Consider the following 26,044-nt stretch of genomic DNA (forward strand, 5'->3'; position numbering starts at 1 on the left):
AAAATTTTATCTAAATATCTATGCAGTAGGCGGCATCATACCATGATGAAATATCCAGGCTACCCCATAAGCAAGGGGGGCAATAATCGCAAACAAAGCGATAGCATAGAGCAAAGCTAACTTACCCATCCCCCTGAGCTTACTAAAATCAGTAATCACGCCAATGCTGACGAAGGTTAACATAAACATCATCTTTCGCATAGGACCCTCAACGGCTTCGGCGCCAGAGGTTGCTGCCTCGTTCAGGTCCGGACCCAAGGTAGCAATAGCCATATAAACGAACCAGGCTACTAGATAGCCTAATACAAATTTAGGGAAACGGTGCCAGATTTCCATAACTCCTACTTTGGATTGTCCTGGTTGACGCTCCACTTTATAAACCCAGACCAAGGCTAAAAGAAACGCCCAAACACCGATAAACATGTCGATCCAAATCTTGGTAATAATAGAAGAAGTTAGAATCCAGCCTTCCTGCCAGACTACCCCTAAATTGACTTCAGCGTTAGCGCGCATGAGCTCATCAAGAATTGCCCCAGCAGCCGCATCGGCACCATCGGTCTTGACCGTCATACCCATGGCCGCTCCGTTAACAATGGGCTGGTTGGGCGCCACCGCCGTATAAAATCCAGGTAATACAACCAATTCGATCATGGCAAAAATCACGATCAGCATGGAAACCATGACCGGCACCACTGGGCGGGCCCTAATCGCGCCAGCAGTGGCAATAGCAGCCGAAACCCCACAAATAGAAATGCCTGAGGAAAGGACTGCAGCAGCTTCGCGGGAGAGGCGGAACACTCTGCGGCTCAAAGCATAAACGATTGGCCAGACCAACAAATACGCTACGAAGGTGGCAGCGATACCGGTAATAGCCAGTTCGAAGGTAAACCCCGCCGCTTCAATAGACATAAGACCAATCTTGATTCCCAAGTAAACAATAGCAGTTTTAATAAACCATTCTGGTTTAGCCGCTTCCTTGAGAAATTCAGCGAAACCTTTAAAAAAATTCCCGATAATTAAGCCAACTGCCAACGCCAGCATGTAAGAAAACCCTCCCCCTAGGGAGAGCCCCCACGATAAACCATACTGATCGAACTGGTTAACGGATGCCTTGAAGTGAGCTTCATGGCCGATAATCCATACCACCCAGGTGAGCATGAAAAGAAAAGTCCAGCCAAGGAAAAAACGCTTCAAATCGAGTTTCATGGCGGCCGCGCCTAGACAGGTCAAAGCAGTGAATACCAGATAAGTCACCAATAGAGAAAGCAAAGGATGCCATCCTTGATAGCTACTTACCTTTAACGCCTTGCTCCAGGCGAAATCTCCCCACACCCAAGTACCCGTTTTAGTCATCCAACCGACTAAATTCCAGCCCCAGATAGAGGCTAGACCCGCGAAAAACATTATCAAACCCAGCCAAACTGCCCACCAATCTTCGGTAGTTGCCATACCGGAGTACCATCTCCGATTAACCCCAGACATCGCTGTTTCTCTCCTTTCTTCTACAGATAAAAGCTACAGGCGCAGCAGAACATAACGATTAAAGTAATGATAGGCATATTGCCTGAGCCAGGTGGGCAGGGTCTCAAAGTCAAAACCCATAAATACCGTCACCTGGCTAGCGGCGGGGAAATCACCCCTCTCCCGCAGACACTTAGCAAGATTTTGATCTAGCTCAGGCAAAGTCTGGCCTCGAACCTGGAGTGTTCGATAGCAAATGACCCAATGCCTGCCATCATGAATTAGCCTGACTTCCAAATCTGCCTTCATCGCATCATTATTAAGAGAGCAAGAACTGATTGACTAAAATTCCTAGCACTACTAAAGCCGTCATGCCAATACCTATACTCCAAAGACACAACTGGGTTTCCCAACTTTCCCATGGTTCAAATTCTCCAAGAGCTTTTTCGCCGATATCTTCTCTCTTGCTACCGGATATTGATTCCTCGGATATTCTCTCTGAATTAATTTTCGCCATAGCATATTCTTCCTAGATAAATCCTCTATATAAGCTAACTTCAAACCAGATAGCAACTTTTACTCTCTTAATTGCGTAATAGGGCGAATAACCAGATTCTGGAGAGGTATATATAGATACTAATCTCAGCCGGAATCAAATAATCAACCTATATAGGCTATGGCTGTGAACTGAATGCATCTACCATCTCAGCCTTTTCCTTTATCATCGATCATAGGTGATACGACGGAGGCTCGTTGTTGCCGGTGATCGGCAGCACGAAATAAAGGGTGCTGCAGCATCTCGCCTATAGCCATGGTCTCGATAAATTCCACGCCCAAAGCAGCATATTCCAGCGCCTCCTTTATTTCCACTACCTCGTAAATAACCCAATTCCAGGGATACTCGGCAAAATTTTTCCACCCCGAAGGAACAAGAGTCCGATTGCAAAACACATATTCAGGATTAAGTTTAAGAGCGGTCACCAGATCCCAGGTCGGAAGAACCCAGCCAGTAGCGCTTATATTGTTTTCTCTAGCAACAGCTATCACTTGAGGCTCGAACGAAATCGAAACACATTGAGCCTTTACTGATTCTAGCACCCTTAAAACCTGGGCTACCGCTCTTTGGATTCCAAAACGCTGCAGACTCTGGGTTTTAATCTCAACGAAAGCAGTCACCTCAGGAAGTTCCTTTAACCAGAGGACAATATTTTCTAAGGTGGAGAGCTGCGCCTCTGGGAAACGAGGCCCAAAGCGAGCAGCCTCATTAACGCAGATATGCTTGAGATTCACCGACTCTATATCGAAAATAGACACTTCATGTCCTGCGGTACGAAGAAGGGTATCGTCATGGAGCACCACAGGGATCGCATCGGCAGTTAGTTGCACATCAAACTCTACAAAGCGTGCGCCAGCACTTACCGCAGCATCTAGACTCAATAAGGTATTTTCCGGAAACGCTTTAGCATAGCCACGATGGGCGATTAATTGAGGTATTCTTATAATAGAGTAGTCTCTTTTTACCTGCATGGACAACACATTCGGACCACTACTAGCCCCATAGCTTTCACTCTCACTAACAACCCAGAGAGCCCTATGAAAACAAGGGTTGGTAACGGATACGATGAGGCTGATCGGCCATCTCACCCAGGCGCTGGCGACGGTTCGCTTCATAATCGGCATGGTTGCCTTCGAACCAAATAACTTGGCTATCCCCTTCAAAAGCGAGAATATGGGTAGCAATACGATCTAAAAACCAACGATCATGGGAAATCACTACGGCACAGCCGGGGAAACCTAGTAGAGCCTGCTCCAAGGCTCTTAGGGTTTCCACATCTAAGTCATTGGTCGGTTCATCAAGGAGAAGAACATTTCCTCCAGCACGAAGCAACTTAGCTAGATGCACCCGATTACGCTCACCGCCAGAAAGATCTCCAATACGTTTTTGCTGATCTGAACCTTTAAAATTAAATCGCGCTACGTAGGCGCGGGAAGGAGTCTCATAAGCCCCAACCTTGATAATGTCTTGACCTTCTGAAATCTCTTCCCACACGGTTTTGCTAGCATTTAAAGCCTCCCGGCCTTGATCGACATAAGCCAACTTGACTGTATCCCCTAGTCGAATTTCACCCGCATCCGGCTGCTCTTGGCCCACCATCATTCTAAACAAAGTTGTTTTTCCCGCGCCATTGGCACCGATGATTCCCACAATCCCCCCAGGAGGAAGGCTGAAATTTAGCTCATCAATAAGTAAACGGTCACCAAAGCTCTTGCGCAGATCCTTTGCTTCAATCACTATATCCCCCAGACGTGGACCTGGTGGAATATAGATTTCATTAGTTTCGTTGCGTTTTTGGTATTCTTGGGAAGATAATTCTTCAAAACGGGCGAGACGGGCTTTGCTCTTGGCATGCCGCCCTTTTGGGTTTACGGAAACCCATTCGAGCTCCGCCTTTATTGCTTTAATCCGGGCCCCCTCCTGCTTCTCCTCTAATTGCAAGCGTTTTTCTTTTTGTTCCAGCCAAGATGAGTAATTTCCCTCCCAAGGAATACCGTGGCCGCGATCTAATTCCAGAATCCAGCCGGCCACATTATCCAAGAAATAGCGATCATGGGTTACAGCTACGACAGTACCCGGATATTTTTCCAAGTAGCGCTCCAACCAAGCAACCGACTCTGCATCAAGATGATTAGTAGGTTCGTCTAGCAGCAACATATCTGGCTCAGAAAGGAGCAAGCGGCAAAGGGACACACGCCGCTGTTCCCCGCCCGAAAGATGGGTGACCTCTGCCTCCCAAGGAGGGAGGCGCAACGCTTCGGCAGCGATATCAAGCTTATGATCTAGATTCCAGGCATCCGCAGCTTCAATAGCGTCTTGAAGCTGTGCCTGTTCCTCAAAGAGGCGATTCATTTCTTCATCACTCATTGGCTCGGCAAATAACAGGCCAATCTCGTTGAATCGCTCCAACATAGCTTTAGTTTCGGCAATTCCCTCCTCCACGTTATCCCGGACATTTTTAGCAGGATCCAGATGCGGCTCTTGAGAAAGGTAGCCGATCTTAAGTCCTTTTTGGGGAATAGCTTCGCCTTCAATATCTTTGTCAATTCCGGCCATAATTTTGAGCACGGTTGATTTTCCTGCCCCATTCAGACCTAGCACGCCAATCTTTGCACCTGGAAAAAAGGATAGGGAGATATCGCGCAAAATAACGCGTTTCGGCGGCACTACCTTGCCCACCCGGTTCATACTATAAACATACTGCGCCATCGAATTGCCCCATTAATTCTTAAACGTTTACGACTGCATAAAAAAGCGCTGGCGACTTTTTCGCCAGCGCTTTTTTCAAGACGAATGTTGTGGCTAAAAAGGAATCCAAGATTTTTTATGCGTGTAGTCCACATAACCTACGCTAACACCAGCCCGCCAGCCCACGCCCGTACGAATCGGGGCCAGGATGAGATCATCCGTCTGCTGGTAATTAACGCTAACGCCTCCTATAAAGTAAAGGCTTCCATCCACGCCAGGAATTCGTTGAAAAAGTGCATCCATATCCTTGAGATGATAAACTAAGGTGAATACTTTAGAAAAATTACCACCAAAATCAAACCCTACCGATGGCCCCTGCCAGTAAACCTTTTTTTCTTCCCCGCTTTTTGTATGTAAAACCCCTTCACCATAGCGGAGACCTACACCGATGGCGCCACTGCCCTCTGTACCTGTGATATAGCCATTAGGACGGCCCTGCTCTTTAAATACCTTTTCTATGACGCGGGCAAGCGCCTTTGTTGTCTCACCAAAAAATTCAGAGGCTGCTGCAAGCACTGCCTCCTCTGAATACGTCTCTTCCTTTAACTCGCCCTGCTTTTCAGTTGCGCCAACCGTCACGCAAGCTACTAAAAATACCGCTAATAATATTAAACGTAAAATCTTAGCCATTCTAGTTCGCTTCCAGTGGTATTTATTATTTAATAAAGCAGAAATTCAGGCAGTAGCAAAAAACTTTCATAAACCACCAACCCAGAATAAAGAAGCAAAAAACCATAAATAAACTGCTGTACACGAAAGATACGGAATACAATAAAATTATGATGTATTATCAACCCTACAAGACCCACCCCAGTGACAGCCATTTTTACCCCTGCAAAGAGCGGAATACTGAAATTGATCAATTCAGCCATAAGCGGATTTATTTCTTTAGCGCCATGTTGAAGCAACGACAAGGTAAAAATCGCATCCATAAAACATAAGATCAAAACTGCTACTATAAGCCACCACAAAGAGGCGGGATACTTGTCCAGATAACTGTTAGCAAGATCCTCACGGCGTCTAATGTAGCCCCGCCGACCTTGGTGGCCCCAATAATTAAACTGCGGAAATGAGCCTACCCGCCGCTCTCCACTCCGACGCTCATGATAAATAGTCGCCTTTTCAATGATTACGTAACTCATCAGCTTCGCTCCCTGATAGGCAATGGATAACTTTAGCTAACATAATCTAATGCAAAAACGGGGCCATAATAAATAATAAATAATAAAATCAACGATATATATCAATATGCGCTAAGGTTTGTGTAAAGTTTTATGACGATTCATCTCCCTATCTCCACTTCTTCCAAAAAAAAGGAAACAGTAATTTTACTCCATGGCATTTGGATGAAGGGACTCTATTTTTACCCCTTAGCTAAATACCTTAGCACCCAGGGTTATCGAACGATCTGTTTTGGTTACCGCTCTCTCCAAGATAGCCCCAGCAAAACCTTGTATCATCTGCATCACTATATTGAAAGCCTAGAAACAGAAGCTATTCACTTCGTAGGACATAGCTTAGGAGGACTGTTAATACAGCGCTTATTAAAACAATATCCTCAACAAAAACCCGGCGGGGTAGTAGCGCTTGGGACTCCCTTTACCGGCAGTATTGTTGCTCAACGGCTTTACGCCCACCAGCTAGGGCGCTATCTTTTAGGACAAAACGCTGAGGAGAACTTGTTGATTGAAAGCGCCCCCTCCTGGCAGTCTGTTCAAAAGTTAGGGATCATTGCCGGAACCCGGAGCTTTGGCATAGGTCGATTAATTGCCCCCTTGCCTCAGCCTAATGATGGAACAGTGAGCGTTGCGGAAACAAAACTGGCGGGAATGACTGACCATTGCCTGGTCAGAACTAATCATACGGGATTGCCACTTTCCCCTATGGTAGCGAAGCTGACCGTTACTTTTTTACGTTATAACCGTTTTACCCAATAGGACCTTATTCTCCATACACAGTTACCGTCACCTGCCGTCGGTAGCCTGAGAAACGATGTTCCCAGAGATAAACCCCTTGCCAAGTGCCCAAGGCACAACGGCCTTGAGTAACCGGCAGGTTGAGTTCCGAGTGGGTCAACACGGTCCGTACATGGGCAGCCATATCATCCGCGCCCTCCTGCTGATGGGTAAACAGGGGATCGCCGTCAGGCACGAGCCGGCTAAAATAAGCTTCTAAATCGTACCTCACCGCAGGATCAGCATTTTCGCAAAGCATTAATGAGGCACTAGTATGATGAAGAAAAATATGGCATAAACCTGTCTTAATATCACTGCCGGCGGCAATCCGCTGTAGCTGGTCCGTTATCTCCACCGTTCCTCGGCCTGACGTTGTAACCTCCAGCCTTTCCTGGACTACCATCACCTTACCTCTATCTGAAAGCCTGCGTACCTCAACTTACGATTCAGGGTATTCTAAACTGCCGTTTTGCTTCAGCATAGTACAATATCAAAATTACGTCCACGCTCAGGTAACCTTAAGGCTACGCCACATTACTAACCTCAGTAGCGCTAGCCTGCCGAGACTGTCGTAAAATATCTCGCACACAACAACCACATTTACCACAGCTACTTACTACCCCCAGCTGACGTCTCAGATCACGGAGGCTATTGGTACCTTGCGAAATCGCTTCTTGCAACTGCTTATCAGTTACGGCATGACATATACATACATACATTGTTCTAATACCATTTATCCTTTCCCTGCTAAGGATCTAATTACAAATACGAATGATTGTCAATATTAAATTTTGTTCTTTGAGCAAAAACATGTAGAAGCCAGTTTTCAGGGAAAGGAAGTATCGTCAAGAAAATTTCGAAAATAGGTTTCATCTAAAATGGTAATCCCAAGATTTCTCGCCTTTACTAGCTTAGACCCAGGATTAGCGCCTATTATCAAGTAATCGGTATGAGGAGAAACACTGCCATTAACTTTACCTCCCAAGGCCTGCAAACGTTCTTTGGCCTGCTCACGGGTCATGCTTTCCAGAGTCCCGGTCAGAACGAAGGTCCTACCTAAAAGAGGTTGAACAATTTGCACTTTATCCTCCACCTCCGGCCAGCAAACCCCAGCTTTTTGTAAACCTTGAATGATCTGGCGGTTGTGTGGTTGGCGGAAAAAAGCAGCAATATGGGCAGCAACAATAGGCCCAATATCCGTTACCTGCTGTAATCTCTCCTCACTGACGCTTGCTAAGGCTTCTAACGAGCCAAACTCCTTGGCTAATACTTGGGCGGTGGCTTCTCCCACTTCGCGAATACCAAGAGCGTAAAGAAAACGCGGCAAAGTCGTATGCTTACTCTGCTGAATAGCATTTATCAAATTGGTTGCCGATTTTTGACCCATACGCTCCAATCCAGCAAGCTGCTCCTTCGTAAGGCCATATAAATCAGCTACATCTTTAAGCAACCCTTGTTTCGTAAGCTGTTCTACAAGTTTATCTCCCAGACCATTGATATCCATTGCCCGACGTCCGGCAAAGTGTTTAATCGCCTCCTTGCGCTGGGCCGGGCAATATAAGCCACCACTACAGCGGGCCACCGCTCCGCCTTCTTCTTTGACGATCTCCGACCCGCAAACAGGACATTGCCTAGGCATCTGAAAAGGGCGAGAGTCAGGTAAACGGCGTTCCATAATCACCTTAACTATTTCCGGGATGACGTCCCCCGCCCGGCGCACATAAACGGTATCACCAATCCGGATATCCTTACGCTGAATTTCGCCTTCATTGTGCAAGGTGGCCTTACTAACGGTCACTCCACCCACAAAAACCGGTTGTAACCGAGCCACAGGAGTCAATGCCCCAGTACGTCCTACCTGCACCTCAATATCCAAGATTTGAGTCAGCTCTTCTTGGGCGGGGAATTTGTAAGCAAGGGCCCAGCGGGGAGCACGGGCAAGCGATCCTAAAATTTGCTGCTGATCGAGATAATCCACCTTAAAAACCACCCCATCAATTTCATAGGGGAGCTTATCGCGCAAATCCAATAAATGCTGATAGTACTTCTCACAGCCGGCAAGCTCTTCAACCACCTCCGAGTAAGGAAGAATACGCAAACCCCATTGCTTAAGCTGGAACAAAATTTCGCTATGACGATCAGGCAATATCCCCCCCTCCACTTGGCCAACGCCATAGCAAAATAGAGCTAGTGGACGATTTGCCGTAATCCGAGGATCTAACTGGCGTAAGCTGCCTGCAGCGGCATTGCGGGGGTTCACAAAAGGCTTTTCGCCCTTAGCAATTTGTTCTCGATTAAACTGCTCGAATCCCTGCCTTGGCATATACACTTCACCACGTACTTCTAGCAAGGAAGGAATTTTCTCGCCGCGTAAACGCAAAGAGACGGTAGGAATAGTCCGGATATTATGGGTGATATCCTCGCCAGTGATGCCATCGCCTCGGGTTGCACCTTGCACGAGCACCCCATCTTGATATAATAAGCTGACGGCAAGGCCATCAAGTTTAGGCTCGGCCGCATAATCGACCCGTTCAATCCCCAGTCGCGTTTTTACCCGCCGGTGAAAATCAGCCAATTCTCCCTCATGGAAAGCGTTATTTAGGGATAGCATGGGAATTTCATGCTTTATTTCACCCAAGGATTTAACGGGCTTAGCGCCCACGCGCTGGGTAGGCGAATCCAGGGTAATCAACTCAGGGTAGTTTTCTTCTAGAGCCTGTAATTCCCGTATCAGACGGTCATATTCAGAATCTGGAACTAATGGATTATTTACTACATAATAGGCGTAATCATAATTATTTATTAATTCTTTTAATGCTTGTATGCGCTCCTTGGCTGGGGCTGGCGCTACCACATCTACCTCAGCATAGCGGATCTAAATAATAGGGAACTATTTGCCCTGCGCTCCCAGGGATCGACTAGCCCGATTAAAAGCGAGGATGCGTTCCCGCACTTGCTCAAGCGCCTGGGCAGTAAGTATATTGCGCCGCTCATCACGGACCTCTCCGTTTAGCTTCTCGGCTAAAAGCCGGGCTATTTCCAACATCGCATCGAATGCAGCAAAACCACCTGCTGCTCCAGGCAAGCGCATAAACAAAGCAAGCCCAGTAGTAGAAAAACGCTCTATTTGTTCCAAATTGAATGATCCCGGCTCCATGATATTAGCCACACTAAATATAGCTCTCCCTCCAGGGGAATAGGCATGATAAATATTCATTTCTCCATACCGTAAACCTTTGTCTTCCAAGACCCGCACAATATCTTTGCCTCGAAACATACTCTTTCCTCGCGCCATCACCGTAAGCACAATCACCAACTCAGGCCCTGTTGGTTGCGGTGATAGTTTTTCAGGTCTAGGTTTTGCCTTGAGCCATTTCTTTGGAAAGGCAAACCGGCTTTTTTTAGTATCCTTAGGCGGTATGACCTCGTTGCACTCTGACTCCTTTTTCGAATGAGTTTCTTTAGCCTCTTCTACAAGCGTAGCTGGCTCATCGAAATTTTCCAGATTCCCCAAAAGTTCTTCTTCCTGTTCTCTCAAATTTTGGTTTTTTTCTGGAATTTGAGGGGATTGATTAAACATAGCTTTCTGTGATGTTTCTTGAGATCCGCCAGCAGGCTCCATTGGAGTTTCTAAACTCTCATCATAAGTTCCCAGCGTTGGCATCCGTCTACGCCCTCGTTCCTGCTCACGAATGTCTTTCCGGCGATTTTCCCATCGACTATAAAAGTAAATGACTACCAGAATCAAGGCGCCAATCATAAGCAATGCTAAGCGTAGATCATTCATAAAATCTCCCCGCTAAATGGCGGCCAGTTGCACAGCCTCATCCACATCCACCGCAACCAGGCGTGAGACGCCAGGCTCATGCATGGTCACTCCAGTAAGTTGATGTCCAATCTCCATAGTTACCTTATTGTGAGTCACAATAATAAATTGCAATTTAACCGACATTTCCTTTACCAGTTCACAAAAACGCTCCACATTTGCATCATCAAGCGGGGCATCAACCTCATCTAACATACAAAAGGGTGCTGGATTGAGTTGAAAAATAGCAAATACCAGCGCTACCGCAGTGAGTGCCTTTTCTCCCCCTGAGAGCAAATGAATGGTGCTGTTTCGCTTGCCTGGGGGGCGCGCCATAATTTTAACACCAGTATTCAGCAAATCATCATCATTCAACTCTAAGTAGGCCTTGCCTCCTCCGAAGAGTTTGGGAAAAAGAGTTTGCAAACCACCATTCACCTTATCAAAGGTTTCTCGAAAGCGACGGCGGGTTTCACGGTCAATACGCTCAATGGCATTTTCTAGAGTTTGCAATGCCTCAGTTAAATCAGCATGCTGAGCATCTAAATACTGCTTACGTTCCGCCTGAATGCGGCATTCATCAATAGCCGCTAAATTAATAAGTCCAAGGCGCTGAATACGTAGGGCAATGCGTTCGCTTTCCGCTTCCAGGGCAGCTAAATCACTCTCCTCAGACATTTCCCGTAATATTTCTTCGGGGCTGAATCCTGCTGCCTGCAATGGCTCCTTGAGAGTTTGAGCCCGCACCCAGATTGCTTGCCTATCAACACGGAGCCGCTCCAAAGAGGTTCGTTGCGACTCAAGCGTTCTTCCTATCTCGTGCTTTTTTTGTTCGTCTGTCCGCAACTGTGATTCTAATCTAGTCACTCGTTCTCGTGCTTCGTTTAATTGGCGCTCGATGCTCATTCGCTGTTGCAAATGGGTTTCCAGCTGCGTTTGAAGTTCCTGCAGGGGTGTTTCTCCACTCGCTAGGGTAACCTCCAATGCCTCCCTACGTTGAAGCAACTCATTATATTCCCTGCGAATTTGAATCACCGCTTGTTGAGTCGCCTCTAAGGTCGTCTGGAGAGAATGCCCCTCCATCTCTAGCCGATGCAAGTTATCTTTCGCTGCTCCGGTCTCACCCCGAAGCTGATTCAAGGACGCTCGTAATCGATCCCGCTGCTTTATAAGTTGCTCCCGCTCCTCGGCGAAACTTTCCATGTCCATCAACGCCTCTTGGAGGCAGGTTTCCGCCAATTGCCGTTCTCTTTCGTCCTCAGCAAGATGGGTTTGGATTTCTTCCAATTCTTCCTGCACCTGCCTTTGACGGAGTTGGTGCTGTTCCTGTTTGGCCTCTACCCGCGCCAGAGCGGATTGGCATCCTCCCAACTCCCTTTGGAACTGATGCAATACTTTTTGTTGACGCTCCTGTTCGCTCTCTAGCGTGTAAAAACGCCCTCGGACTTCTTCTAACTGTTTATCAAGGGCTTCCACTTCCCGTTCGCAATGCGTCATCTCCTCCTGTAAACGGGCTATTTCCCGCCCCCTCGCTAGCGCCCCCAATTTCCCATCATCTTCTCGAACTAGACTAAGCCAGGCTAAACTCAGCCAAATGCCGTTGCGGGTCATAATCGACTCCCCGGGAGCGAGACTGGCCCGCAAAACTAATGCCTCAGCTAGCGTTTCTACCGCGTAGACTCCTCCCAATATCGAGTCCAAAGGCCACGGGGCTCGCACTTTACTTAATAGCAAAGGAACCCCGCTTTCCGTTCTGTTAGCTTGGGCGGACACCGCCGTGTCAAAAAGGATGAGAGACCCCGCCTCTAAATTTAAGAGCCCATCAGCTAGCCGCTCCCAGCCCGCCACGCACACAGCCTCCATGTGTATCCCTAAGGCGCGCTCTACCGCCTGTTCCCATCCGGGTTCAACTTCCAAGCCCTCGGCTAGGCGCAAGCTATCCGCCAGGTTCTGTTGCGCTAGCCAGGCATCCGCTCCGCCATCACTGCGGCCAAGAGCAGCCTGCTGCAGTGCTTGTAAGGAGGCCAACCGACCCTGTAAATGATGCCGCTCTCTTTGCTTACCATGAAGCTTTCTAGAAAGCTGTTTTTCTTGCTCTCGATATTCAGCAGCCTGAGCAACGCAATCCGCTAGGGCTTTTTGCTGCCGAGCCAGTTCCTGCTCTAGAATGAATTGTTCCTCTCGTAGCTCCTCCAATAGATTCGCATCATCCCCCTCAAGCAACTGCCTAGCCTCCTCTTCAAGACGGACCCTACGCTGCTGCAATTGCTCCTGTTGCCGCGTTAGTTGTTGCTGTCGGCTCCGTTCTACCTGAGCTCGCTGAGTGGGTTCTGCCGCCCGCTGATTGAAATCATCCCAACTCGCCTGCCAATCCTGCATAGCGGTTTCGGTGGTTTCCATCATCTCCTGGGCAGCCTGAAATTGCTGTTGTGCCCCCCTCTCAGACTCAACATGGCTCACTAAGGCTTGCCGGGTTTGCCCGATAAGCGCTGACTTCTCCTCTTGGAGCTGCTCTGTCCGCGTTAACCGATGCGCTATTTGCGCCTGCTCTTGCTGATGCTGCGCGCGCTGCGCCCGCTGATGATGAAGTTGCTGTTCAAGGCGGGCGATCTCGGCCCCCTGGCTATAATAAATTTCTTGAATTTCAACTGCCTTATCCCTAGCTTGATGAAGTGCTTCCCCCTGCTGCTCCAATTGGGCTTCCACTCGCCGCAGATCCGCTGTGCATCCTTCTAAAAGCGTTTCTTGGTGTTCAATTTGCCGGTTTTGTTGATGCGCCTCTTCATTCAGTGCTCGCCAACGCAGGGCCTCGATTTGAGCTTTAATTTTCCGTTTTAACTGCTTTAATTCTTGATACTTTTCCGCTTGCTTGGCTTGGCGCTTTAAAGTGTTAAGCTGTCTCTCAATTTCCTCTCTTAAGTCGTTAATACGATTAAGGTTATCAACCGTATGCCCCATGCGGTTTTCAGTTTCTCGGCGGCGCTCCTTGTATTTGGAAATGCCCGCAGCTTCTTCCAGAAAAACCCGAAGCTCTTCGGGCTTAGCCTCAATAAGGCGAGAAATCATGCCCTGCTCGATAATCGCATAGCTCCGTGGTCCCAGGCCGGTGCCAAGAAAAATATCGGTAATATCACGGCGACGGCAGCGGGCGCCATTCAGGAAATAACAGGACTGGCCATCCCGGCTGACCTGGCGCTTGATAGCAATCTCATTATAAGCTGCATATTGGCCTCCTAGATTTCCTTTACTATTATCAAATACCAACTCCACGGAGCATTGTCCTACCGGCTTGCGGGAAGTCGAACCATTGAAAATGACATCCGCCATGGAATCACCGCGTAAGTGCTTGGCCGAACTCTCTCCCATCACCCAACGCACAGCATCAATGATATTGGATTTTCCGCAGCCATTAGGCCCGACAATAGCCATCCGGTTACTAGGCAAGGGCAAACTGGTAGGATCGACAAAAGACTTAAAACCAACAAGCTTGATTTTCTTTAAGCGCATGGAATGGATTTAAGCGATAATATAAAAAGCTAAATTTGAAATGCGCAACGCTAACACAGAGACAGCAAGATGCCTAGCCAACCGAATCGTGAACTGGAAACCTTTGCCAATCCCTTGCCGGAACGGGACTATACTATTCGAATTCGGATTCCAGAATTTACCTGCTTATGCCCAAAGACGGGCCAGCCTGATTTCGCCACCTTACAGCTAGAGTACGTGCCCGACCAGGCTTGCGTGGAATTAAAATCGCTCAAACTCTATATCTGGTCCTATCGGGATCAAGGCGCTTTCCACGAAGCAGTTACCAATCAAATCCTAGACGATCTCACCGCTGTTTGTAAGCCCCGCTTTATGCGCCTCACCGCGGAGTTCAACGTTCGCGGGGGCATTTACACCACAGTAGCGGCCGAATACCGCCAACCCGGTTGGGATGCGCCCAAGATAGTCCGGCTGCCTTGAAATGTCCTCTGATCTTTTTCTTGGTATTGACATGGGCACTTCAGGCTGCCGAATCATTGCTATCAATGAGATGGGGGAAATCCGGGGCCGCAGCCATGTTTCCCTGCCTCCTCCCCAGCGGCAAGGAAGGGCGATAGAACAGGATCCAGAGCAATGGTGGCAAGCCATCAAGCAAGCTTTTACAAATCTGTTTCAGGAGGTGCCCGCCAAGGCAGTTCGCTCCCTTGCTGTTGATGGAACTTCCGGTACGGTGGTCTTAGTAGATAAAAAAGGGAGTCCTTTAACTCCCGCCTTACTCTATAATGACAGCCGCAACCATGCTGAAGCGCACCTCATTGCCGAGCAGGCCCCTCCCCATAGCGGCGCCTTGGGTCCCACTTCTAGTCTAGCGAAACTGCTCTATTTGCAGACCCGTCCAGAGGCGCTTCAGGCAGCTTACCTGCTGCATCAAGCAGATTGGATCGCCTTCCGTTTAGGGGCAAAGTTGGGGATCAGCGACGAAAATAATTGCCTTAAGACAGGATATGACTCCAACCAGCAAGAATGGCCTGACTGGCTCGACCGAGTGGGTGTACGCCGCGAACTGCTGCCGACGGTAGTTCCTCCCGGAACCCTAATTGGCACCATTGACCCCTCCCATACAGAAACGTTTCAAATCCCCCCCCAGGCGAAGTTAGTGGCGGGCACCACCGATAGTATTGCTGCCTTTATAGCTACCGGGGCGGGAAAACCAGGAGACGCTGTCACCTCCCTTGGTTCTACCTTAGCGCTCAAGGTAGCCTCCGAACGCCCCATTTTTAGCGCAAAATATGGCATTTACAGCCATCGCCTAGGCAGGCTTTGGCTGGCTGGTGGCGCTTCTAATAGTGGTGGCATTGTTCTGCGGCAGTATTTTACTCAAGCTCAACTCGATGAGATGACTCCCCATCTTCAGCCACAGCAAATTACGGGATTGAATTACTATCCTCTACCCGCCCAGGGCGAGCGCTTTCCCGTTCCAGACCCCCACTATTCGCCATGTCTCGCTCCCCGTCCCCGTGATGATATAACCTTCTTTCAAGCTATTCTGGAGGGTATTGCCCGTATTGAAGCCCAAGGTTATCGTCAACTTCAATCGCTAGGCGCCCCTTTCCCCAGCCTGGTGAAAACCACTGGCGGAGGTGCTCACAATCCCGCTTGGTTGCAAATAAGGGAACACACCCTTCGGGTTCCGGTGATTGCTGCCCATGAGACCGAGGCCGCCTATGGGAGCGCATTATTAGCGCGTCAGGCTCTCTCCTGAGCCCCCCTCTATTAATTATATTAGCTCTACCCCTGTTTCTGCCTCTTGGTCAATAATACCGCTGCCGCATTCTCCTCAAAGTGCCGTGCTGCTTCGATGTACTCCCACACCGTTCCATCATGCACCCACCCCCCCTGGCGCTTGATGGATTCAAAAGAGGCTCCAGCACGATGGGCAGTGGTAGCTAAACTCCGGCGCAGGCTATGGCTACTGAGCTCTGATACGAAGCCTAGACCCACTTGGGTAGCTACAGCCTTTAAAATAAGATTCACACCCGCCGGATGGAGAGGGGCATCCAAAAGAGTTTCCCAGCGGTTCACGCGCCGAAAGAGGGGGCCTGATTCAATACCTGCAATTCTGAGCCAAGCATTCAAGGCTGTAACGGGACATAACTCCCCTTCCCCATAAGGCAATGCCTTCAACTGCCCTTCACCGCTTTGATCAGTTTTAGAGCGAGGTACAGTGATAAGGATTCCTTCTGGCTCCCACTGCAGGTGTGCTAGGTGCACCTGCACCAACTCGCTACGCCGAAATGCTCCGAAAAAACCCACCAACAGCAAGGCCCGGTCTCGGTAGGCTTTAAGGTTGGATTGTGCCGAAAGGTGATTCACCATCGCTTTTAGGTGCTCCAAGCGAAAGGCTTTGGCTTGACGCTTAGGCTTTCCTTGCCGACGGGCAATGCCTTGGAAGAGTTTACGGACTTCTGGAGCCACCGTGGGATCGGGAAACTCTTGGAGTTGATGCCAGTAGCGCAAGGCTGTTAGCCGCAGCGACAAGGTACGAGGATTGAGGATCTCGGCATGAGCCAACAAGTAAGCGCTCACCATGGAGGCATCCGCCGGCAAATGGCCACCCCAGCGCTCAAAGTGGCGAATTGCTGAGCGATAGGCTCGCCGGGTATTCTCTGCCGTAGCCGCTTCGATATAGCGCTGATGCTGTAGCGTTAAGGTACTCTCGGATTCAACGTAACCCAACATTTCCGCAGCCTGTTTGGGGGTTAATTCATGGGACATTATTTTTCTTCCTTAATCCGTTTCTAAGATCCTCATCACCTACGCCTAATGATAAACTAAAACCCTGATAGCCTATGCTCCTTTCCCTCGAAGAAAAATTCACCGAAAATAATAGAAATTTCCGACGCTGCACTCGAGTCAGAAGATAGAGCTTTCTGAAATCTTTCAGATTTCTGACCCACAAGATGCCCTTCCCTTAATCCATGACTCAAACTTAATGAGGAATAAACCATGATTACCCAAGTTTTTGTAGGCGTAAATCACCTTTTACGGGGGTTTCATCTTATTCACCGTCCAGGGCTGCGTGCCTATGCTTATATTCCCCTCACCATTAACATCCTCCTTTTTGGTATCCTTATTTGGTTAGGTGCCGCCCAATTTGGTACTCTTATCGATGCACTGCTGCCACCATGGCTAGAGTGGTTACATTGGTTACTGTGGCCTCTATTTGCAGTCACGATGGCCGTCATAGTTTTTTTTATTTTCTCCCTCATCGCTAACTTGATTGGCGCACCCTTCAATGGACCGCTGGCAAGAGCCGTCGAGCAATACCTTACTGGCCAGGAAATACAAGAATCTAGTACAACATTACTTCGAGAAGCTTGTTCAGCAATTTGGATGGAGCTGAATAAAATCGGCTATTTCGCCCTCCGAGCTATTCCTCTCCTGCTTTTATTTCTCATCCCTGGACTTAACCTTGTCGCTCCTTTCCTATGGTTCACTTTCAGCGCATGGATGTTTGCCTTAGAATACATGGACTATCCCATGGGAAACCACAGAATTAGTTTCTCTCAACAGAGACAACGATTACAACGACACCGTTTACTAGGGCTAGGGTTTGGGGGAGCAACCTTATTCGCCACCAGCATTCCCTTAGTGAATTTTTTCGTTATGCCCAGTGCTGTTGCTGGTGCTACTGCCCTTTGGGTCACTCATTTAAAGTCCCGCCACGAAACACAAGCGCAACCCTCTGCTTTTCAAAGCCCATCTGGCCAACAAGAGAGCTCTATAAACTAACCCTTATAGCAAAAACCATAGTTTGAAAAACCAGCATGTTGGCTAACTCAAACATCGTCCCAAAAATCAATCTACTCCTTATCGAAGATAATCCAGGTGATGTCCGGCTGGTACAACTTGCCCTACAAGAGGTAACCGGGGTTAAGTTCGAGACTACGGCGGTAGAGCGACTCAGCCAAGCGCTGTCCTTGCTCGAGCATCAGCAATTTGATGCCATTTTACTAGATTTAACCCTACCTGACTGTCACGGTCTCCATACTTTTAGCCAGGTAAAAGAGGCTGCACCTCAGCTACCCATCGTGGTGCTAAGCGGTTTATCTAATGAAGAACTAGCCATCGAGGCAGTAAAACTCGGAGCCCAGGATTATTTAGTCAAAGGTCAAAGTAATAATCAGCTGGCGGGGCGAGCATTACGTTATGCGGTGGAAAGAAAGCAAACTGAAACTGTATTGCGCCAAGCTCGAGATGAATTGGAGCAACGCATCGCTGAGCGAACAGCCCATCTGAAGAAGGCCAATTGCCAGCTTCAGCAAGAAATCCTCCAGCGGAAACGCACTGAAGCATTGCTCCGAAAAGAACGGGACTTTAGCTCTATGATCTTGGATACTGCCGATGTCCTGGTGGTAATTCTCAACAGTCAGGGCCAGATTGTTCGCCTTAACCGAGCCTTCCAGAAAATTAGCGGATATCCTTCCGAGGAAGCGCAAGGACGGTATCTTTGGGAGCTTACCTATTTTCCAGACCAAATAAAAAAAGACACCAGGGAAAAACTCAAACAATGGCAAACACCAAACACTCCCAAGAAGCATGAAAGCTATTGGCAAGCGAAAACGGGGGAGCGATACCTGATCGCTTGGTCAAGCACAGCACTATTCGCCCCCAGTGGGGCTCTAGATTATGTTATTTATACTGGTATCGATATTACCGAGCAAAGACAGGCTGAAGATCTTGCTCGGCAGCGTTTGCTTGAGCTAGCTCATATCTCCCGTTTAAGCACCCTCGGGGAAATGGCTGCCCAGATTGCCCACGAACTCAACCAACCCCTAGGAGCCATCACTACGTATAGCGATATTTGCTTGCGCACTCTTGAGCCACAAACCTCAAAACATCAACCACTTCGCGATATATTGGAGGAAATCGCAACCCAAGCCGAGCGAGGAGGAAAAATTATTCGTCATCTTCGTAACCTTATCCACAAAAAAGAGCAACGATGGGCTTCTCTGGCAATCAACGAACTCATTCGTGAAACCGTTGGTATCATGCAGGCTGAAGCACGGTGGCAAAACATTACGATTAAACTCGACTTGCAAACGTCACTTCCTTCTATTACCGCTGATAGCCTTCTACTCCAACAGGTATTTCTCAATCTGATGCGTAATGCCTTCGATGCCATGATAGCGAACCCCTGCAACGGTGATCGGCAAATCAGAATTAAAACGTCATGGATAAAAAAAACCGCTATTGAAATTCAAATCCAAGATACAGGGCCGGGGCTACCAGATAACCTCAAGCAGAAAATATTTGAGCCTTTTTTCACGACTAAAACGGAAGGTATGGGAATGGGATTGCCGATTTGTCAATCCATTATCGAAGCCCATGGAGGTTGGCTTTTAGCGACTGATAATAAGCACGGTGGTGCTGTATTTCAGCTTAGGCTGCCAATTATCTCCCCAAAGAATACTCTTCATGGCAGCTAAAAATACGATATATATCGTGGATGATGATGGAGCAATGCGTAAATCACTTGCCTTGCTTTTGCAAGGGGAAGGTTTTGATGTAAAAACTTACTCTTCCGCGCAAACATTTATTGAAAGGGAGAGCCCCCCCTTAACGGGATGTCTCTTGCTAGATGTACGAATGCCTGGCATAGATGGGTTTGAATTACAAAACATATTACAATTACGGGGAATTCACCTCTCCATTATCATGATTACCGGACATGCCGATGTACCCATGGCGGTTCGGGCAATGAAACTAGGAGCCAAGGATTTTATTGAAAAACCCTTCCGTGCTCAAACCCTATTGGATCGTCTCCATAAAATATTATCCGAAGAAACTCCTAAGAAGCAATTCCACTCGCAGCCAGAAAAATTAGCCCAGCTAGAGTCCCTAACCCGGCGAGAACGTCAAGTATTTAAACTGCTCGCACAAGGCAAAATGAACAAACACATCGCCGCCGAGCTATGCATTAGTATTCGAACCGTTGAAACTCATCGGGCTAATATTATGGAGAAATTAAAAGTTAGATCCCTTGCCGATATTGTCCGATTGGCTATTTTGGAAACGCTTTAAGTAGAAGCAAAGTAAATTATATTTATTATAATTCAAATACTTAACTTGAATTAATTCATTCTCCGTAGAAATACGGATAGCCACCGCTAGGGTTTATCTTATAAAAATAGCTGCAAAGTAAGCTAGCAGTAAAGCAGTAAAAAGGAGCAGCAGCTATGGTTAGCAAAAAGATTTCCTCTCTCCAATCGATAAATATTACCGCCCCATTAGCAAACAATAAAAAGACTGGAGATAGCGCTAAGCAGTCTCAATCTACAGGATTTACCCTGGAAAATCTTTACATGCGGGAGGCTGGTAAAGTGCCCTTGTTGAGCGCCGAAGAAGAAAGGCATTATGCACGATTGGCTCAACAAGGGGACCGCGAAGCCCGAAATCACATTATCGAAAGTAATTTGCGAATAGTCATAAGAATGGCGACCCGCCATATTAATCGTGGCCTGCCTTTAATGGATTTAATTGAAGAAGGCAACCTTGGGCTTATTGATGCGGTAGAGAAATTTAACCCTGAACTTGGTTTCCGGTTTTCTACCTATGCCAGTTGGTGGATACGCCAGGCAATAGAGCGGGCGCTGATGAATCAAACCCGAACTATTCGGGTTCCTATTCATGTTTTTAAAAAAATTCGTTGTTATCAAAAGGAAGCAAGATATTTTAGACAGAGATATAATATTGAACCCCATTTAGGAGAGATTGCAAAATTGCTTCACGAACCCTTGGAAAGGATACAGCGCTATCTTAGCTTGCAGGCACCAGAAATATCGCTGGATGATCCCCTGAGCGAGGACACTGACGACTGCTTGGTTGATCTACTTCCTGATGAAAGGAACAACCCCGCTATCTTATGGGAGATTTTTGATAAAAAAGCCAGCATTCATAACCAATTATCGCAACTCCCTGAGCGTCAGCAGGAGATTATTAAATGCCGCTACGGATTGGATGGCTATGAAGTAACAACTCTTGAGGAAATAGGTCAAAAACTTGGTATTACCCGTGAACGAGTACGACAGATTCAGCAAACGGCCATCAAGCGACTTCGCAAAATTATCGAAAGCGAGACTACGGCATAAATAAGATCCGTTCAGATAAAATAATGACAAGGGAAATTCAGCTGCCTTTCGAGCGGCTATTTGACACTGCCCCCGATGCCATGGTGATCTCTGATCATCAGGGCCGCATCGTCCTCGTTAACGCCATGGCTGAACGGATGCTTGGCTATTCGCGAGCAGAACTAATAAGCCAGCCTCTTGAGATTCTGGTACCAAAGCAACACCGCGATGGCCACGCCCGCCAGCGTCAAAAGTATTATCGTCACCCCCGCACTCGCCCCATGGGCGAAGGTCGTGAACTCTATGCAGTACGCAAGGACGGCAGCATGTTTTCGGCCGAGATCAGCCTCAGCCCCATGGAAGTAGATGGCCGCTTATTAATTACGAGCGCTATCCGAGATATTACGGAACGCAAACAAATACAGAAAACACTAGAACAGCAAACCCAGGATCTCATGCGCTCTAATGCCGAATTAGAACAATTCGCCTATGTGGCTTCCCATGACCTCCAGGAGCCGCTTCGAATGGTCAGCAGTTATGCCCAGTTGCTCGCCCGTCGCTACCGGAATCAATTAGACTCCGATGCCGATGAATTCATCGAGTTCATGGTGGATGGGGCCACTCGAATGCAGGCACTCATCAATGACTTGCTCGCTTATTCCCGCGCAGGCACCAAAAATAGAACTTTTGCCACAACCAATAGTAACGGGGTAGTCCGGCAGGTTCTGGAAAGCCTCCAATTTGTAGTTAAAGAAACTCAGGCCTCCCTGACTGTTGATCCTTTGCCCCTGTTAATAGCAGATGAAGCCCAACTCGCACAACTATTCCAGAACCTCATCAGTAATGCCTTAAAATTTCGGGGAGAAACGATACCGAGAATCCATATTAGCGCTAAAGAGGAAGAGAATGAAATTATCTTTTCCATAGCTGATAACGGGATTGGGATTGAACCTCAATACGCCGAACGAATTTTTTTACTTTTTCAGCGCCTGCATAGCAAAAGGGAATATCCCGGCACAGGTATTGGCCTCGCCATTTGCAAGAAGATCGTGGAATGTCACGGGGGGCGGATTTGGGTAGAATCCAAGCAGGGCAGGGGGGCTACGTTTTTCTTCACCTTGCCATTCAAACCAGAAAAACCCCTACCATAAACATAGAAATTTCAGGCGGCAAGGTATGGAAATATTACTAGTAGAAGATAACCCCGGCGATGTAAGATTAACCCAAGAAGCGTTCAAAGAAGCAAAAATACAAAATCAGCTCTATGTAGTGGAAGATGGAGTTGCGGCGATGGAATTTTTACACCAACAAGGTCAATATGCGGACGTTCCCCGGCCCCATCTCATTTTACTTGATTTAAATCTACCGAAAAAAGACGGTCGCGAAGTGCTTCGAGAGATCAAACAAAACTCCGCACTCAAGCGTATTCCGGTAGTGGTTCTAACCACTTCTGGAGACAAAAAAGACATTCTAATAAGCTATGATCTCCATGCTAATTGCTATATAACTAAACCCGTAGAATTAGATCAGTTTATTCAAATCGCTAAAAGCATCGATAATTTTTGGCTCACTACTGTCAGTTTACCTGGCGAATAAGTTTGGAATGGCTCAACGTTTATCAATTACTCCCCCAATGACAGGAGATCGGTATTCCCCCCCACCGCAGCCATATTGATGCTGGTTGAACGCTCGGTGGCAAAGCGCAATAAATAATGGGGACCACCGGCCTTTGGGCCGGTTCCCGAAAGCCTCTCACCTCCAAAGGGTTGCACGCCCACTACAGCACCGATCATATTGCGATTGACATAGATATTGCCTGCATGAACCCGGTTCTGAATGTAACGCACTGTTTCATCCACGCGGCTATGAATTCCCAAAGTTAGGCCGTATCCAGTTCGGTTGATAGAGGCAATCACCTTATTGAGGTGCTTGGATGAATAGCGGATAACATGCAAGACAGGGCCAAAAACCTCATAGGTAAGTTCCGCCAAATTTTCTAATTCGTAGACTCGGGGTGCGAAATAGTAGCCGTTTTGGGTAGCTTCAGGCAAGGATAAACGGCACAACAAGCGCGCCTCTCGATTCATGCGCTGGCAGTGGGTTTCCAAACGCGCCCTTGCCTCCCCATCGATAAGCGGTCCTATATCGGTATCCAGCCGTCCCGGCTCCCCCAGCCTCAATTCCTCCATCGCGCCGATGAGCATTTCCAATATAGGCTCGGCAACCTCTTCCTGAAGAAACAACACCCGCAGCGCCGAACAGCGTTGGCCGGCACTATTAAAAGCCGACGTCATGACATCCACCACCACTTGCTCTGGCAGCGCGGAACTATCCACGATCATGGCATTCTGGCCGCCGGTTTCGGCGATAAGTGGCACGATAGGCCCTTTGCGTTCCGCCAGCACTTGGTTAATAACAGCAGCGGTCCTGGTTGAGCCCGTAAAGGCAACCCCGCTGATACGGTAATCGGCCACTAACGCCTGACCTACCCTTGAACCTCTGCCAGGGAGAAAGTGCAAAACCCGAGGCGGAATTCCCGCCTCATGGAACCACTGCACCACCAATGCCGCTATCAAGGGTGTCTGCCCCGCGGGCTTTGCAATCACTGTATTGCCCGCTACCAGCGCAGCCGCTACCTGGCCCGTAAAGATAGCCAGAGGAAAATTCCAAGGACTAATGCAAACAAACACGCCGCGTCCGTGAAGAGTCAGCTCATTATGCTCGCCGGTGGGTCCTGGCAGCATCTTAGGCATCGCAAAAAGCCGACGGGCTTCGGCAGCATAATAGCGACAAGCATCTACCGCTTCCCGCACTTCGGCAAGCGAATCCGCAACAGTTTTCCCTCCTTCACGAATACATAGAGCCATCAACTCAACTTGACGCTCCTCGAATAAATCAGCCGCCTGCTCTAAACACTCAGCTCGCCCCAAAACAGAGGTAGCTTCCCAACCCGCTGCAACAGCATCCGCTTCCGAAAGAGCCTCGGCGATAGCCTCTTGATCGGCTTCTACTACGGTACCCAGCACCCGCCGCCGATCGCTAGGGTCCCGCACTACTTGGACTGTCCCCTTGCCGGCTTCGCCGCTCACCAAAGGCAAAGCTTGCCTTTGCTTCTCCATAGCCCTGCCAAGCTCGGCCATTAAACGCTCCAAGCTAGTGGGATCATTCAGATTAATCCCTAAGGAATTGCGCCGCACTTTTCCATAAAGCCGAAGAGGCAAAGGGATATTAGGATGGGATTTAGAGGGCAAGCTACGAACATACTCAGAAGGGTCCGCCACTATTTGTTCGATAGGCACCTCTTCGTCCTCAATCCGGTTGACAAAAGAAGTGTTAGCACCATTTTCCAGCAAGCGACGCACTAAATAAGGCAGCAGATCAGCATATCCTCCCACCGGCGCATAGACTCGACAGGGAACGCTAATTCCCTGTTCCCGCAAGGCGCTATATAGCAATTCCCCCATACCATACAAGCGTTGGAATTCAAAGCCTTGCTGCTCTCCTGCTGTTTCCAGCACCCAAGCCACGGTATGAGCATTATGGGAGGCAAATTGAGGGTAGAACACATCGCGGGCACTGAGTAGGCGGCGAGCTAGGGCAAGAAAAGAAACATCCGTATTGACCTTCCGGGTAAAAACTGGATAACCGGCCAGTCCCTGTTCCTGGGCACGTTTGATTTCCGTATCCCAATAGGCACCTTTCACCAACCGTACCGGAATACACCGGCCTTCTTTCTGGGCAAGATCCCGCAAATAATTCAAGACAGGCAGCGCCCGCTTTTGGTAGGCTTGCAGTGCTAGCCCAAACCCTTGCCATCTCCTCAAGGAAGGATCGCGGAATACCGCCTCAAAAACATCGAGCATCAACTCTAAACGATCCGCTTCCTCTGCATCTAGTGTAAGCCCAATGTCGGCGGCGCAGGCTTCACGGGCTAATGCCAATACCCGGGGAACTAGCTCCGCTTGCACTCTCCTTCGCTGGGAAAACGTGTAACGGGGATGAAGCGCCGAGAGCTTGACCGAAATTCCTGTTGCTTCCCGATTATGCTCGCCTGAATCTGTCTCCCCTAGCACCCTAATTGCATGCCGATAGCCACTATAGTATTGCTCGACCCGGGCCTGGGTCAGGGCGACTTCACCTAGCATATCGAAAGAGTAACGCTCATTTTCACGGCATTGTGTCAAAGCCTGTTCAATTCTAGGCGCCATGATAAATTGACCCCCAATAATGCGCATCGCTTGCCGGAGCGCTAAGCGCACCAAAGGCTCCCCGCCACGCTTTACTAGGCGCTTAATCACACCCTTGCCATCATCGATTAACGGTGTTTCCAGGCGCATCAGACGCCCAGTGAGCATTAATCCCCAGGTAGACGCATTCACAAAGAGCGAATGACTATGCCCAAGATGCCTATCCCATTCACCCTTGAGGAGTTTGTCATGGATAAGCCGATCCGCATTCTCATCATCAGGGATTCGCAACAGGGCCTCGGCCAGGCACATGAGAACCACCCCTTCCTGGCTTGAAAGGTTGTATTCATGGAGAAAAGCATCCAAACCTCCATGCCAGCGGCGTTTCTCGCGCACTAACTGTACCCATTGGCTTGCCCGCCGCTTCACACGCTCATTAACTTCAGGAGCCAACTCCGTCTCACGTAATAAGGACTTTACCCAGACTGTTTCATCAGCGAGATAGGCCGCACTAATCGCAGCCCGTGGCGAATCTAGAGAGGGTAGTTCAATATCCGAAATCATGACCACTCTCGCTTCCTGCAAGCATACCGACAATCGAAATACGGTAAAGCAATAGGCATAGACTCCTCCCCTCGTAGGATCACACTCTCTTCCTCAATATTAAGTTCAGGAAAATAACAAACTTAGTAGAGTTTTAAGCCGGCCATTTAGCG

General features: G+C 48.4%; 23 protein-coding genes. 9 read left to right on the top strand and 14 right to left on the bottom strand.

Annotation, left to right across the window (positions count from 1 at the left end; translation table 11 throughout):
- Window positions 1-18: 18 nt before the first annotated feature.
- The 7 genes from NOC_RS09100 to NOC_RS09130 form a co-directional block, all read right to left on the bottom strand.
- A complete protein-coding gene (locus NOC_RS09100; protein ID WP_244859945.1) occupies window positions 19-1,449 on the bottom strand; it encodes a putative sulfate exporter family transporter in 1,431 nt (476 codons plus the stop codon).
- Window positions 1,450-1,515: 66 nt separating this feature from the next.
- Window positions 1,516-1,770 (bottom strand): DUF5395 domain-containing protein, encoded by a 255-nt coding sequence (locus NOC_RS09105; RefSeq protein WP_002809206.1) that lies wholly within the window; start codon window positions 1,768-1,770, stop codon window positions 1,516-1,518.
- A 10-nt stretch (window positions 1,771-1,780) separates the two neighbouring features.
- Window positions 1,781-1,978, bottom strand: a complete 198-nt coding sequence (locus NOC_RS09110; RefSeq protein WP_011330732.1) for a hypothetical protein — start codon at window positions 1,976-1,978, stop codon at window positions 1,781-1,783.
- 188 nt (window positions 1,979-2,166) lie between these two features.
- Window positions 2,167-3,132, bottom strand: a complete 966-nt coding sequence (locus NOC_RS09115; protein ID WP_244859946.1) for a glycerophosphodiester phosphodiesterase family protein — start codon at window positions 3,130-3,132, stop codon at window positions 2,167-2,169.
- Window positions 3,053-4,726, bottom strand: a complete 1,674-nt coding sequence (ettA, locus tag NOC_RS09120; protein ID WP_011330734.1) for an energy-dependent translational throttle protein EttA — start codon at window positions 4,724-4,726, stop codon at window positions 3,053-3,055. The genes NOC_RS09115 and ettA overlap by 80 nt, the downstream gene beginning before the upstream one ends.
- Before the next feature lie 93 nt (window positions 4,727-4,819).
- Window positions 4,820-5,395: a DUF1134 domain-containing protein gene (locus NOC_RS09125; RefSeq protein ID WP_002811441.1), complete on the bottom strand. Its 576-nt coding sequence runs from the start codon at window positions 5,393-5,395 to the stop codon at window positions 4,820-4,822.
- Between the two features lie 29 nt (window positions 5,396-5,424).
- Complete coding sequence (locus NOC_RS09130; RefSeq protein ID WP_002810976.1) at window positions 5,425-5,907, bottom strand: DUF5658 family protein; 483 nt, start codon at window positions 5,905-5,907, stop codon at window positions 5,425-5,427.
- A gap of 132 nt (window positions 5,908-6,039) precedes the next feature.
- Here NOC_RS09130 and NOC_RS09135 point away from each other — a divergent pair, with 132 nt between their 5' ends.
- Window positions 6,040-6,702 carry an esterase/lipase family protein gene (locus tag NOC_RS09135; RefSeq protein WP_002809783.1) on the top strand — a complete coding sequence of 221 codons (663 nt, stop codon included), beginning with the start codon at window positions 6,040-6,042 and terminating at the stop codon, window positions 6,700-6,702.
- 4 nt (window positions 6,703-6,706) lie between these two features.
- On the opposite strand, the gene NOC_RS09140 is transcribed toward NOC_RS09135, so the two are convergent.
- The 5 genes from NOC_RS09140 to smc form a co-directional block, all read right to left on the bottom strand.
- A complete protein-coding gene (locus tag NOC_RS09140) occupies window positions 6,707-7,123 on the bottom strand; it encodes a secondary thiamine-phosphate synthase enzyme YjbQ (RefSeq protein WP_011330735.1) in 417 nt (138 codons plus the stop codon).
- Window positions 7,124-7,244: 121 nt separating this feature from the next.
- Complete coding sequence (locus NOC_RS16885) at window positions 7,245-7,439, bottom strand: (2Fe-2S)-binding protein (RefSeq protein ID WP_011330736.1); 195 nt, start codon at window positions 7,437-7,439, stop codon at window positions 7,245-7,247.
- 107 nt (window positions 7,440-7,546) lie between these two features.
- Window positions 7,547-9,574 (bottom strand): NAD-dependent DNA ligase LigA, encoded by a 2,028-nt coding sequence (gene ligA / locus NOC_RS09145; protein WP_002809155.1) that lies wholly within the window; start codon window positions 9,572-9,574, stop codon window positions 7,547-7,549.
- Window positions 9,575-9,610: 36 nt separating this feature from the next.
- On the bottom strand, window positions 9,611-10,507 hold the full coding sequence (gene zipA, locus NOC_RS09150) for a cell division protein ZipA (protein ID WP_002808876.1): 897 nt from the start codon (window positions 10,505-10,507) through the stop codon (window positions 9,611-9,613).
- A 12-nt stretch (window positions 10,508-10,519) separates the two neighbouring features.
- On the bottom strand, window positions 10,520-14,032 hold the full coding sequence (gene smc / locus NOC_RS09155; RefSeq protein ID WP_002810398.1) for a chromosome segregation protein SMC: 3,513 nt from the start codon (window positions 14,030-14,032) through the stop codon (window positions 10,520-10,522).
- A gap of 69 nt (window positions 14,033-14,101) precedes the next feature.
- Here smc and queF point away from each other — a divergent pair, with 69 nt between their 5' ends.
- A complete protein-coding gene (queF, locus tag NOC_RS09160; RefSeq protein WP_002808630.1) occupies window positions 14,102-14,491 on the top strand; it encodes a preQ(1) synthase in 390 nt (129 codons plus the stop codon).
- A gap of 1 nt (window position 14,492) precedes the next feature.
- The gene (locus NOC_RS09165; RefSeq protein ID WP_002811279.1) at window positions 14,493-15,773 is read left to right on the top strand and encodes an FGGY-family carbohydrate kinase; all 1,281 of its coding nucleotides are present in this window, start codon (window positions 14,493-14,495) and stop codon (window positions 15,771-15,773) included.
- Between the two features lie 26 nt (window positions 15,774-15,799).
- On the opposite strand, the gene NOC_RS09170 is transcribed toward NOC_RS09165, so the two are convergent.
- On the bottom strand, window positions 15,800-16,786 hold the full coding sequence (locus NOC_RS09170; protein WP_002811531.1) for a site-specific integrase: 987 nt from the start codon (window positions 16,784-16,786) through the stop codon (window positions 15,800-15,802).
- Between the two features lie 231 nt (window positions 16,787-17,017).
- Here NOC_RS09170 and cysZ point away from each other — a divergent pair, with 231 nt between their 5' ends.
- From cysZ to NOC_RS09200, 6 genes are all read left to right on the top strand, one after another.
- A complete protein-coding gene (gene cysZ / locus NOC_RS09175) occupies window positions 17,018-17,803 on the top strand; it encodes a sulfate transporter CysZ (RefSeq protein WP_002808613.1) in 786 nt (261 codons plus the stop codon).
- 35 nt (window positions 17,804-17,838) lie between these two features.
- A complete protein-coding gene (locus NOC_RS09180) occupies window positions 17,839-19,500 on the top strand; it encodes a hybrid sensor histidine kinase/response regulator (RefSeq protein ID WP_002809028.1) in 1,662 nt (553 codons plus the stop codon).
- Window positions 19,490-20,095 (top strand): response regulator transcription factor, encoded by a 606-nt coding sequence (locus NOC_RS09185; protein WP_002808995.1) that lies wholly within the window; start codon window positions 19,490-19,492, stop codon window positions 20,093-20,095. The genes NOC_RS09180 and NOC_RS09185 overlap by 11 nt, the downstream gene beginning before the upstream one ends.
- Window positions 20,096-20,250: 155 nt before the next feature.
- Window positions 20,251-21,162, top strand: coding sequence for a sigma-70 family RNA polymerase sigma factor (locus NOC_RS09190; protein WP_002811395.1), 912 nt, complete (start codon window positions 20,251-20,253; stop codon window positions 21,160-21,162).
- 23 nt (window positions 21,163-21,185) lie between these two features.
- A complete protein-coding gene (locus NOC_RS09195; RefSeq protein WP_002810213.1) occupies window positions 21,186-22,292 on the top strand; it encodes a sensor histidine kinase in 1,107 nt (368 codons plus the stop codon).
- 25 nt (window positions 22,293-22,317) lie between these two features.
- Window positions 22,318-22,737: a response regulator gene (locus NOC_RS09200; RefSeq protein WP_002811124.1), complete on the top strand. Its 420-nt coding sequence runs from the start codon at window positions 22,318-22,320 to the stop codon at window positions 22,735-22,737.
- A gap of 26 nt (window positions 22,738-22,763) precedes the next feature.
- Here the strand turns inward: NOC_RS09200 and putA are convergent, their stop codons facing one another.
- Complete coding sequence (gene putA / locus NOC_RS09205) at window positions 22,764-25,892, bottom strand: bifunctional proline dehydrogenase/L-glutamate gamma-semialdehyde dehydrogenase PutA (protein WP_002809014.1); 3,129 nt, start codon at window positions 25,890-25,892, stop codon at window positions 22,764-22,766.
- Window positions 25,893-26,044: the final 152 nt, after the last annotated feature.

It is taken from the genome of Nitrosococcus oceani ATCC 19707 (assembly GCF_000012805.1).
Classification (GTDB): domain Bacteria; phylum Pseudomonadota; class Gammaproteobacteria; order Nitrosococcales; family Nitrosococcaceae; genus Nitrosococcus; species Nitrosococcus oceani.

Excerpts from the sequence above, each read along its gene's own strand:
- NOC_RS09185 (WP_002808995.1), top strand. The coding sequence starts at position 19,490 with ATGGCAGCTAAAAATACGATATATATCGTGGATGATGATGGAGCAATG.
- NOC_RS09115 (WP_244859946.1), bottom strand. The coding sequence starts at position 3,132 with ATGAAGCGAACCGTCGCCAGCGCCTGGGTGAGATGGCCGATCAGCCTC.
- NOC_RS09165 (WP_002811279.1), top strand. The coding sequence starts at position 14,493 with ATGTCCTCTGATCTTTTTCTTGGTATTGACATGGGCACTTCAGGCTGC.
- NOC_RS09135 (WP_002809783.1), top strand. The coding sequence starts at position 6,040 with ATGACGATTCATCTCCCTATCTCCACTTCTTCCAAAAAAAAGGAAACA.
- NOC_RS09190 (WP_002811395.1), top strand. The coding sequence starts at position 20,251 with ATGGTTAGCAAAAAGATTTCCTCTCTCCAATCGATAAATATTACCGCC.
- NOC_RS09130 (WP_002810976.1), bottom strand. The coding sequence starts at position 5,907 with ATGAGTTACGTAATCATTGAAAAGGCGACTATTTATCATGAGCGTCGG.
- ettA (WP_011330734.1), bottom strand. The coding sequence starts at position 4,726 with ATGGCGCAGTATGTTTATAGTATGAACCGGGTGGGCAAGGTAGTGCCG.
- NOC_RS09100 (WP_244859945.1), bottom strand. The coding sequence starts at position 1,449 with ATGGCAACTACCGAAGATTGGTGGGCAGTTTGGCTGGGTTTGATAATG.
- NOC_RS09140 (WP_011330735.1), bottom strand. The coding sequence starts at position 7,123 with ATGGTAGTCCAGGAAAGGCTGGAGGTTACAACGTCAGGCCGAGGAACG.
- cysZ (WP_002808613.1), top strand. The coding sequence starts at position 17,018 with ATGATTACCCAAGTTTTTGTAGGCGTAAATCACCTTTTACGGGGGTTT.
- NOC_RS09170 (WP_002811531.1), bottom strand. The coding sequence starts at position 16,786 with ATGTCCCATGAATTAACCCCCAAACAGGCTGCGGAAATGTTGGGTTAC.
- NOC_RS09200 (WP_002811124.1), top strand. The coding sequence starts at position 22,318 with ATGGAAATATTACTAGTAGAAGATAACCCCGGCGATGTAAGATTAACC.
- smc (WP_002810398.1), bottom strand. The coding sequence starts at position 14,032 with ATGCGCTTAAAGAAAATCAAGCTTGTTGGTTTTAAGTCTTTTGTCGAT.
- zipA (WP_002808876.1), bottom strand. The coding sequence starts at position 10,507 with ATGAATGATCTACGCTTAGCATTGCTTATGATTGGCGCCTTGATTCTG.
- NOC_RS09195 (WP_002810213.1), top strand. The coding sequence starts at position 21,186 with ATGACAAGGGAAATTCAGCTGCCTTTCGAGCGGCTATTTGACACTGCC.
- NOC_RS09180 (WP_002809028.1), top strand. The coding sequence starts at position 17,839 with ATGTTGGCTAACTCAAACATCGTCCCAAAAATCAATCTACTCCTTATC.
- NOC_RS09110 (WP_011330732.1), bottom strand. The coding sequence starts at position 1,978 with ATGGCGAAAATTAATTCAGAGAGAATATCCGAGGAATCAATATCCGGT.
- NOC_RS09105 (WP_002809206.1), bottom strand. The coding sequence starts at position 1,770 with ATGAAGGCAGATTTGGAAGTCAGGCTAATTCATGATGGCAGGCATTGG.
- queF (WP_002808630.1), top strand. The coding sequence starts at position 14,102 with ATGCCTAGCCAACCGAATCGTGAACTGGAAACCTTTGCCAATCCCTTG.
- putA (WP_002809014.1), bottom strand. The coding sequence starts at position 25,892 with ATGATTTCGGATATTGAACTACCCTCTCTAGATTCGCCACGGGCTGCG.
- NOC_RS16885 (WP_011330736.1), bottom strand. The coding sequence starts at position 7,439 with ATGTATGTATGTATATGTCATGCCGTAACTGATAAGCAGTTGCAAGAA.
- NOC_RS09125 (WP_002811441.1), bottom strand. The coding sequence starts at position 5,395 with ATGGCTAAGATTTTACGTTTAATATTATTAGCGGTATTTTTAGTAGCT.